Genomic DNA, 10718 nt, shown 5'->3' with positions numbered 1-10718 from the left:
GCTTTTTTAGTCCTGATCGGCTTGTTGGCGATCTGATACGCCAGCAGGCGCCGGTTGTCGAGCGTGTACATCTTGCCATTCTCCTCGAACACGCGAATGGCCGGGATGTTGAGTTTTTTGCCGCGCTTGAGATCTTCGGCCATCTCGAGCAGTGTTCCTGGATGATCACTGAACTGGTTTGAGGCCGAGTCCTGGGTGAAATGGATATCCCTCGCGTCCAGCTCACAGATCTCATCCAGACCGCCCTGATTGTGCACGAGGACGTCGGTGTCGCCGACCAGGACGTGATAGGTGTGGATGTCGTCGACAGTGAGGTTGTGCACCGTCGCGACCGCGCCATAGGCGACGACCGCGATGACGCTGACCCGAGCACCGTCCGGGCTCAGTAGCAGGTCACCCTGCTTCAGGTGCTCGGCGCGCAGCCACTCGTGCTGGTTGCTAACCCAGAACGGGTGGCCGTCGGTGGCGGTCACCGTGCCGTCGGCCACGCCGTCACTGTCGGAGTCGATGCTGATGTCGACCAGCGTCTTCTGCCCGCTGCCGGTGATCAGCGCGGTGACCGGTCGGGCACCGTCCTTGCCTGACTCCGGGTCGGCCGCCCACACGACATCGTCGAGCTGGATCTCCTCGATTGCCTTGTAGCTGCCATCGGCCATCAGGACCGGCGTGCCGGGCAGGAAGCTGTTACAACCGCTCGGCCGTTTCCCCTTCACAGCCTTCTTGACCGCGCCGGCGCCACGAGCCGCCGTCTTCGCCTGCCGGACTCCCGGGACCATCGACGCGATACCCATGGCGCAGCCCGCAGTATCGCCACCGGCGCAGGTCTTCGCGGTGTCGATGGCGCCTGCCACCGCCGACACGGCGGCGGCAGCCGCCGCCACCACCTGGGCTGGTGGTGGCAATACAGCCGCCACCATGGCTATCCCGCCCGCGACCGCGGAGATGGTGCCCGCGTTGTCGACCACGGCCTTGACCGCCGACTTGGCGGTGTTGGCCACCGCGTTGGCGGCCCGGCTGGCCGCATTCTTGATCTTTCCGAAGAAGAGGCCGTCCGGGTCGGCGAAGGTGACCGGGTTGTTGTTCGCGTAGGCGAACGGGTGCATCCGCTGCGGGTCGTACTCGTCAGTCTCCGGGTCGACGGAGATGAACGCGCCGAGCGCCGCGTCGTAGAAGCGGGCACCCAGCAGCGACAGGCCGGTCGGATCGCTGATGCCGCCGACGAAGCCGCGCTGGCCGGAGGGCCAGGTGCCGCCGGTGCCGCCCGAGCGTGCGTTTCCGAACGGGTCGGAGTATCGGACCGTGTCCACCCGGGTGACCGAGTTGACCGCCCAGTGCGCCGAGTCGTGCTGGTCGGCGGCGAGCCAGGTCAGGTCCTTGGGACCCGTCGCGGTGGACGCGGCCCGAGAGGCGACCGTGTCGCCGGCGTGCTGGTAGTACCGGGTCGCCGTGGTGTCCTGACCCTGAACGACCAGTTCCTGCCCGGCGACGAAGACGGTGGCCTGACCGTTCGGGTCGATCCGGGCGATCCGGTTGCCATCGGCGTCGTAGACCATCCGGGTCGCGCCACCCGGTCCGGTGATCTTCTGGAGTTTGCCCTGGGGGTTCCACTCCAGGTTCTCGGTGACCCCGTCGACCTTGCGGTAGGTGAGGTTGCCCGTGGCATCCCAGTCGTAGTGGTCCACCCGGCTGCCGGTGGTCACGGTCCGGACCGCGTGTGGCTGGGCGGCGTTGGCTGCGGCGTACCCGTAGTCGGAGGCGACACCGGTACGACGGTCGGTGACCGACTTGCGGGAACCGTCCGCGTGGTAGGCGTACGCCTTCCAGTACGGCGACTTACCGCTGATGGCGCCCGCGGTCGGCTCCGCGGCACAGGTCGTGGTCGCCTGTGTCCACGCCTGGGTGAGACGCCTCAGCTGGTCGTACTGGAAGCACTGGACGTCACTGTCGCCAGGTCGAGGTTTGTCGTCATTGTCGAGCGGCGTGTTCGCCATCGACAGGACGTTGCCCGCGTGGTCGTAATCGTAGGAGAGGGCGGCGACGTTGTTGACCGTCGCGTCCCGGTCGAAATAGAACTCCTTGAGCCGGCGGGTCGGGTCGTCGTAGACGTAGGTCTGGTACGCCTGCGGCTTGTTGTTGACGCCGAGGGTGCGCTTCAGGACCTCGCCGTATGGCGAGTAGGTTGCGGCGTCGACGTAGACGGTGTTCGTTCCCGACGGGTACGACGTGCCCACCAGGCGCGTGACGTTGCCCAGGTCGTCGTAGGTGTGGCCGATCGTCTCCCGCTCCAGGGCACCGGTCTTGGGAACGTTCATCCGGTCCGGCGACCCGTCGGCCTTGAAGGTGTACGTCGAGACGTACGTCCCGGCCGCCGTCCCCAGGCCCGGCATCGCCGGGATGCGCGCCTCCTCGTCGGCGACCTGGTAGGCGTCGCTGTACGCGAAGATCTCCCGGACGAACTGGTGTCCGTCGACGGTCGACACCTGCTTGGACAGGTGCCCCTTGGCCACCGTGTCGTACGCCCACTCGGCGGCGAGCTGACCGTTGACCAGGCGCTTCTTCTGCCGTCCCAGCGCGTCGTACTCGGTGGAGACCACGTCGTCGAGCGCGTTCTTCGACGACGTCACGTCGTCGTCGTTGTCGTAGGTGAGGTTCGTCTCGCCCTTGTCCGGGTCGACCGTGCGCACCTCCCGGCCGCGCAGGTCGTACCCGTACTCCCAGACCTTCCCGGTCGGGCCGGTCACGGTCGCCAGGTCACCGCGCGGGGTGTACGTGTACTTCGTGGCGTCGTACCCGCCGCTCGGGGTGATCCCATGGAACTGCCGGAGTTCGGTGGTCTGAGCCTGAGCGTCGCTGATGGTCGCGGTCGCCGTGCCGCCCCGCGGCGGGGTGACCGATACCTGCCAGCCGTCCGGGTTGCCACCGTAGCTGGTGACCGTCGCCCACAACTGGCTGTGGCCCGACCAGGTGCCCTCGTTGACGACCCGTCCGACGGCGTCATGACTCAGGACCGTGCGGACGCGGTCCTCGCCCGGGTTGAGTTGCAGCAGCTCGATGGCGGGGACGCCGGTGACGTACGCCGGACCTGCCCGGTACGCCTCCAGGCCCCGGTCGTTGTAGCCGGTCGACTCGACCAGGCGCTTCCCACCGAGCGAGTCCTCCTGCGTCTGGACAGGCCGGTACAGCGAATCGAAGAGCCCGATCTCGGATATGTAGGTCTCGTTGGGTCCGAGTCGCTTGGTGGTGACGGCGAGCGGCCCGTCGGCACGTACCCGGTAGCCGAACTCCAGGTTCGGTGTCTTGGTCGCCTTGGCCCGGCCCGGCAGCCACACCTTGGTGAGCCGCCCCAACGGGTCGTGTGCCAGGTCGGTGCGCTTGTCGTTGGCGTCCACCACCGCCGTCGGCTCGGCCCAGGCCGGCTGTTGGGTGGTGGTCGTCTTGTGTTGGAGCGGGTTGAGGGTGACCGTCTGGGTGACCGGCCCCGGGCCTGCGGGTGTGTACGTGGTGGTGGTGACCCCGCCCCGGGCGTCCGTCGCGCTGCCGATCCGCCCGAGCGCGTCGTAGCTGCTCCGGGAGGTGGTGGCGTAGACGGGTCCGCCGTTCCAGGTGTCGAGGGTGTCCTCGCGGGTCACCAGGCCCTTGGTGGGAGCGGAGCCGTGCGTGTCCGATCCGTCGTGGTAGGTCTTCACGTCGGAGATGACGTCCGCCGGGCGGTTCACCGTCGCCCCGCACGACTTGGCGACCGTCTCCACCCGGGACACCGCCGCGCGGATCCACGCGGTGCCGTTCTTGACGTACGTGGTGGTGCTGCAGGTCTCGTCGCCGGTACGGGCGGTGTCCCCCAGCTCGGACACCGTCTCCGGTTGGCCGTCCTCCAGGTCATAGGTCGTGCGGGTCTCGGTCCGCGCCCACTTGTTCGGCGCCAGCAACTTGCGGGTCTTCACGACCGACGGCCCGGTGAAGTAAGCCCGGTCGGTGCCCCCGGTGTGGGTCCGCGCGGCGGTCTGGCGGGTCCAGTACTGCGTGGTGGACGCCTCGACGACGTCTGACCCGTCGAGGGTCGCCTCTTCGAGTGGGGAACCGGCCAGCGCCGGATGGTCCGAGAACGTGGTGGACTCCGAGTCGGACACCAGAACGTTGCGCCGGCCACCGCCCGGCAACGGCTGGTCGTCCAGGCCCCGGTAGAACCGCTTGCGAGTCGTCAGCGGTACGCCCCGACCCGGCTCACCGACCTTGGTGACCACCTGGGAGTAGCCGCGCCACTGCCCGTACGTGCGGTGCTTCTTCTTGGTGAACTCACCATCGTCGTAGCCCCACAGGACGCTCGTGCCACCCCCGTCGGTGCTGTACTCGTACCGGGTCGTGATCGCCGGCTGATCAGCCGTGCGGTCGATCTCGGAGATCTCGGTGACGACGTACTTGTGGAACCAGTCCCGCTTCGGGTCGGTGTACCCGTCCGGAGTCCAGTACACGGGGTAACACAGCCGCGAGTTGGTCTCCGGTGAGCCCGGCAGGTCGTTCAGGTCACAGTCAGCATCGGAGTAGGTGACGTGAATGTCGGCGCCCGACTCGGTACGGATGTTCTGGATCCGCCACCGAGAGAACAGCGGCGCACCCGCCAGGACATTGGCCCGGTTCACCAACTCCACGCCGGTGAACTGCACCGGCGGGTCCGTGACGAGGCCACCGACGTGCCCGGCGTGCACGATCTCCTTGAGCCACAGCGACGCCGAGCCGGCCACCTTCGGCGCCTTGAACTCGTGGCTCAGGCTCCACGACTCGACGTCGGGGAACGCGCTGCCGTCACGTACCTGGGTGGTGATCTTCGTGAGTCGCTTGGTGCTGAAGAAGACCGGTGCCAGCTTGTCGGTGCAGGGCACCGCGTCGCATTCCTTGTCCCATGGCACGTCCGGCCAGTTCGCCTTGACCGGCTTGCCATCCTTGTGGCACTCGGTCGCCAGGCACCGGTCGGCGACGCTGAACACCACCCGCCCGGTGGCAGCGACGCTCGAATAATTGGCGTGCAGCCCGTAGTCGATCCGCGTCAGGTAACCGCCCCGGGTGAACGACTGCCGGTTGTCCTTGTCGTCAGCCGCGCCGTAGTGACCGGTCTCGCCCTGGTAGTAGTAGCGGACCGTGTTGCCGTGGACGTCCACGGTCTTGTCGAGCATCCAGCGCCAGGCCTGCTTGCAGGACGAGTCCTTGAAGGCGGTCGCGTGGCAGTCCTCGCCGGAGTGGTTGCCGAAGACCGGGATCGTCCACCGTGAGTCGGTCGCGGCGGCCTCGCCCGCGAAGAAGTAGCGGGTGCCGTCGGGCGTGGTGACCGTCCACCGTTCGGTAGTGGCGCTCCCCGACGTCCCCGGACTGCCGTCCAACTGGATCCGCCAGTTGCTGTCGCTCTGCGCGCGCCAGACACCCGAGACGTCATCCTTGATCAGGGACGCGTTGGTGCCGTTGAGCGAGACCGTGACGTTCGGCGAGTCACCCTTCCAGCACTGGTCGTAGGTCTTCTTGTCCTTGTTGTTCGGATCCTTGCCGGCGACAGCGTCGCGGTCGTCCGTGCAGGTGGCGTACGTACGCTCGATGAAGCCCGGCGCGTAATCCCACCCGTCGCCGACCCACGACGCCTGATTGTTGGCGCCGGCCATCCGCCCGTCGACCACCTGTGACGAGTAGTCCAACGACATCTCCGGCAGCGGACCCTCTGCCGGCGGCAGGCGCAGCGGGTTCGAGTAGGAGAACCCTCCTGAGCTGTCTCCCGCAGTCCAGGATCCCGATGCCTTCAGGTCGGTGGCCTTGTAGTCGCCCTCCTCCGAGGACTCCTCGGCGGTGATGGCGAAGACCATCGGCGCCGCACCGGAGAGGTCGACCCTGGTCGACAACGTGCTGGTGGCCGGGTCGTTGGTCGCGTCAACCCGAACGGTCTCCTGGCACTCCGACCGCTGCGGGGTCGTCGCCGCGCAGGCCGGCAGCCGTTTGAGGGTCAACCGCTCACCCCAGCCCGCGCCGTAGAGCTGCCGGATCTCTGCGTAGTCGAAGGCCGCGTCGACCGTCCCGGCGTCGCCGTTCACCACGACCACCGGGCCGCTGACCCCGAGTCGGCGGGAGTGCTGCTCGTCCAGGAGTTCCACGCGCGCCTGGGTGGGGACACGCTTGCCGGTGACGGCCGAGGCCTTCACCGGCAAGCCACCGGCGAGGCCCCGCACCGCCGACGCCGACTGCCGATCGCCATCGAGTTGCCGCTCGCGCCGCGTCTCGGCGACCGCCAGCGTGGCCGCACCCGCCTTCGGCCAGGTCGCGTGCTTCGGCCCCGCCCACCTGCCGCCGTCGTCCGGAAGCGGGGTCCGATCCACCGGCACCCGGCGGACGGTCTCCGCCTTGGTCGCCTTGACGGGGCGGTCCCCGGAAGGCACCTGGGATGCCTGCGCGGCTTGGGGAACCGTGAGAGTCGACGCCACCAGCACCGCGATGCTGCTCAGGGCGATCAACCGTCGGGGACGGGAAAGGAGGGCGGGAGAATTCGGCATGGCCTCTTCCTGACGGGCGAGGGGTGCAAGGGAGGTCGGCAGGTACGGCGAGGCCCGCGGCGTCCAGCCGCACCCTCACCCCGAGATGGTCAGCCAGCTGCGAGATCAGCGATCCGGTCCGGATCGACTGTGGAGGTCCAGAGCCGGACATCGTCGACGACGCCGCCCAGCCGGGAGAATCGCGTACCGCTCACGTGTCCGTTACATCCGACGAGGGTGGGGCCGCTCGCCATCCAGGGCGAGGAGGGGCCGTCCTGTTCGTCCTGCAGGACGCCGTCGACGTACAGACGGACCTTGCCCTTACCCAGGTCGTAGACGCCGGCCAGGTGGGTCCACTTACCGAGCTCCGGGGCCTGCTGCGATTCGGCGATGTGCCAGGTGGGAGTCCCATCGGACGCGGAGGGCATCCCGAAGTGCCAGCGGTCGGGCCCCGGGTTGTATCCGAAGAAGAAGCCGGGAGCGGCGGTGGCGATCTGCGTGACGACCGAGTGATGGCCGGTCGTCTGGTCCAGCACAACCCATGCCGAAACCGTGAACGAGGCGTCGGTGCGAACCGTCGGTCCGGACGTTTCCGCGCAGGAGCCCTCGGCCAGTTCGAGCCCGAGCGCTCCGTCCCGACCGAAACCGCGATCGCGGGTCCACGCGTACGGGCCGGTGATGCTGAGGTCCCGGCCGTTGCCGGACCAGTCGGTCAGGTAGGTGGGCGTGTCGCTGGCCGGGCCGTCCAGGGGCCACATCCCCTCCAGCTTCACCGCCGGGTTACCACCGTGCACGGCGGCCACGTCGGCAGCGGTCAGGGCTCCACGCCATGCCCGCACATCCGAGACCGCGCCGTTGATCCGGTCGACCACCTTGCTGTCGTAGCGCCCGCAGCCGATCGTCAACGGCCCGTTGGCCTGCCAGCCCGCGGCGTTGCGCGTCACGGATTCGGCCAGCGTCCCGTTGACGTACAGGCTCAGCCGCTTGCTGGTGGCGTCATACGTGCCTGCCAGATGCGTCCACTTACCGGAACTGCCGGCGGCGCTGCCCTTGGCCGTCACCGAACCTGAGGACACACTGCTCGTGTCCTTCATGACCATCGACCAGACCCGCGCGCCGTCGTTGGCCTGTCTGGTACCCAGCAGGAAGCCACTGACCTGTTCGTTGTCCTGACCGAGCGCGGTCTGCGTACCTGCCGATACATCGGTCAGTCTGACCCACGTCGCGACGGTGAAGGACTCGTCGGTTCGTACCACCGGACCGGCCGTGCCGAGGCACTGGTTGCCGTTCATCTGCGCCGCCGACTCCACCCGGCCGAATGGGTCGTCCACCCAGCTCAGGTCCGCTGGGACGGTCGCGTCCCGGGCGAAGCCGGTCGAGTCGACTCCGTCACCACGCAGCTGCCACCTACCGACCTGACCGGCGGGCAGTTCGGTGGCCGCCCGCGCGATCTGCGCCTCGGAGAGCAGGCCCTGCCAGACTCCGACGTGATCGACCGAGCCGGTCATGTGGTGCCACGACGTGGACGCGCCGCCGGCACAACCGAGCAGGAGCCGCGACTTGGCGTTCCACGGCGTGAAGGGGATGGCGTTCTCCGCCGCGAGCGAGCCGCCGACGTAGAGGCGGACGACCTTCGCCACGGGGTCGACGGTGGCGGCGACGTGCTGCCACACGCCAACGGCGGCAGCCGCCCCATCGGCCGTCGCGTACGTGACGGTGGAGCTGTCGGCGTTGGTCAGCGAGACCCGCCAGCGATCGACGTCAGCGTTGTAGCTGAGGACGAAGGCGGACGCGATGGAACCGGTCTGAGCGACGATGGCCTTGTTGCCATTCTTCGAGGCCAGGTTCACCCAACCGGCGACGGTGTACTCGGCGTCGGTGCGGACCGCCGGCGACGCCTGCGCGCAGCCCGTGCTGTTGAAGGTCAACGCGGCGTTCGCGCTCCCCTTCCGGTCTGGTCCGTAAGCGACCCCGCTGCCGAGCACCAGGTCACGGCCCTCACCAGAGTCGTCGAGGCCGTCCCCGTCGAGCCGCCAGGCGCCCTGGTTCTGCGCCTCGGTGATGCGGCCGGTGAAGAAGTTGAAGGCGGCCCTCGCGGAGTAGTTGCCGGCGTTGTCCTGCGCCCACACGTACACGACGGTGCGGCCGGCCTCCGGGGTGAACGTGATGGACGTCGTGCCCGTCGAAGCCGCGAACGTCTGCTTTGCGTCGACGCCGATGCCGTAGGCGAACTGCTTCATCCCGGACCGCGCGTCGGACGAGGTGAAGCTGAGCGTCACCGGTTGCCCGACGGTCGGGGTCCCCGATGTGCGCGCGACGATCGGCGTGGTGGGGCCGGTGCGGTCCACTCGGAAGTAGCACAGGCCGGTCCAGCCGGTGGGGTCGGTTTCGTCCGTCCCGCGTACCCGCCAGTTGTAGTCACCCTCGGCAAGTGTGGGGGTGGCCCAGCCGCGCTCCTCGCCCGACGTGGTCCACGCGGAGAAGTGCTCCGCCGGGCTCGTCGGCCCGTTCAGGTCGAAGACGACCTTCACCGAGCCGTCGCCGTCGCTGGCCTTCCCGTACAGCGTCGGGGTGGCGACGTTGACCCAGGGACCCGGCGAGGTCTTGCTGCAGCTGCCGCCCGGAGCCGTTCGAATCGCAACCGGAGATGTCGGCTTGTGCTGATAGCTCGCGACCATCTTCACGTTGCTCGGGTCGAACTTCGCCCAGCGGCCGCCGCTCTCGGTGCCCATCCGCAGACCGAACGTCATAGCCGACAGTCCGTCGTCGGCGTTGTCCTGGATCTTCTCCCTGATCGCCGCCGCGTTGAACGCCACCCAGTTGGCCGACTGGCCGCTGCATCCGCCGTTGGCCTTGACCGACTTCGTCTGCAGGGCGCCGCCGTGCATCCAACGGCCCGCCATCCCGTCCCAACTGTTGGTGTAGCTGGACAGGTTCCCCGTCTGCCAGAGGCCGACCGACTCGCCGGCGCAGTCACCTGAGTGCACGGCGTACGCGTCGACGCTCGGCGTCCCGGTGATTCGCTTGCCGGCGAGAGCCGTGGTGTCGAACTGGAAGTGCGACCGCCAGATGTCGCCGTAGTCGTCCCAGTTGGACCCGACCCGCACGATCTCCCGGGGCCAGGCCGATCCGGAGGTCCACGCCGTGCCGGGGTTCGAGTCGTTCACCGGTGCCCACCGAGACGGCTTCTTGTCGTAGGCAGGGTCGATGAAGATCGGAAAGTGGTCACTGGCCAGCAGTTCCGGAGCTGCGGCCACCGTCATCGTCGTGTCTTCGACTCGTACCGACACCGGAGTGACAGCAGCGGTCTCGGCCGGGCCGCGGACGCTGGAGCGCGCACCCGGCGCACGCGCATCGCTCGACGAACCGAGCCCCGACCGCCGAGCCCCTGACGCCACGGGCGACGGAGCCGAATCCCAGGCCAGCGCTGGCGGCGCTGCGGCGAGCACTCCGTCGGGACCGGAGATGACGACTCCCCCGCTCCCGGTTGCCACGTCAGCGGAGCCGCCCACGACGTACCGCGTCTCACGAACCGCCGGGTTCTTGGCCGCGGCTGCGGTCTTCACCACGAGCAGGTGGGCGAATCCCGACTTCTCGGCGCGGACGACCAGATCGACGTCGGGCAGGACGTTGGGGTAGGTGATCGTGTCCCGGTCGATGACGCCCGCTGGAAGCGGGCTCGGCCAGCCGAGCGAGAAGGTGGTGCCGGCGCCGGTCATGGTGGCGAACGGGCCCACCCCGCCGGTCGAGAACACCACGTCGGCCGTCGACGCGACGGGGCGCACGAGGCCGTCGGCGCCCACCGCCAGCATCGTGTCGATCTGCCGCCAGGACCCGTTTCGCTTGGTCCAACGCGGCTCGGCCCACGCCTCGAAGGTGAAGTCACCGGACGGCTGGGCGAAGACCTTGGTCGTCTCCGTTGCCGCCGCGAGCACCTCGACGGACGTGTCACACGACCCTGCCAAGGCTTGGGCGGCGCGCTCCGACTCGGCTGTCGGCGACACCCTGACCGCACAGGAATCCGGCTGCTCGGCGGCGGCGCGATCAGGCTGCCAGACCACATGAAGCAGGGACGCCAACAGTGCGCCGACCACAGTGGACGCACGCCAAACAGAAAGAGTCGACGGCACTGCCAAACCCCCGTGAGGCAAAGTGATCAACGAATGTTCGGCACACGCTACAGAGGGTTCGACCCCAACACCATGGGTAAGAACG

The 10718-nt window shown here is 68.5% G+C and carries 2 protein-coding genes; both read right to left on the bottom strand.

From position 1 onward, the window contains the following. A partial coding sequence (locus ABZ749_RS00210) for a polymorphic toxin-type HINT domain-containing protein (protein ID WP_357221028.1) occupies positions 1-6524 on the bottom strand: 6524 nt, incomplete at its 3' end. Positions 6525-6613: 89 nt separating this feature from the next. Continuing rightward, positions 6614-10597, bottom strand: coding sequence for a LamG domain-containing protein (locus ABZ749_RS00205; protein WP_357221025.1), 3984 nt, complete (start codon positions 10595-10597; stop codon positions 6614-6616). Positions 10598-10718: the final 121 nt, after the last annotated feature.

The sequence above is a fragment of the Micromonospora sp. NPDC047753 genome (genome assembly GCF_040642735.1).
Taxonomy (GTDB): Bacteria; Actinomycetota; Actinomycetes; order Mycobacteriales; family Micromonosporaceae; genus Micromonospora.
This window is presented reverse-complemented; position numbering and strand designations above follow the sequence as displayed.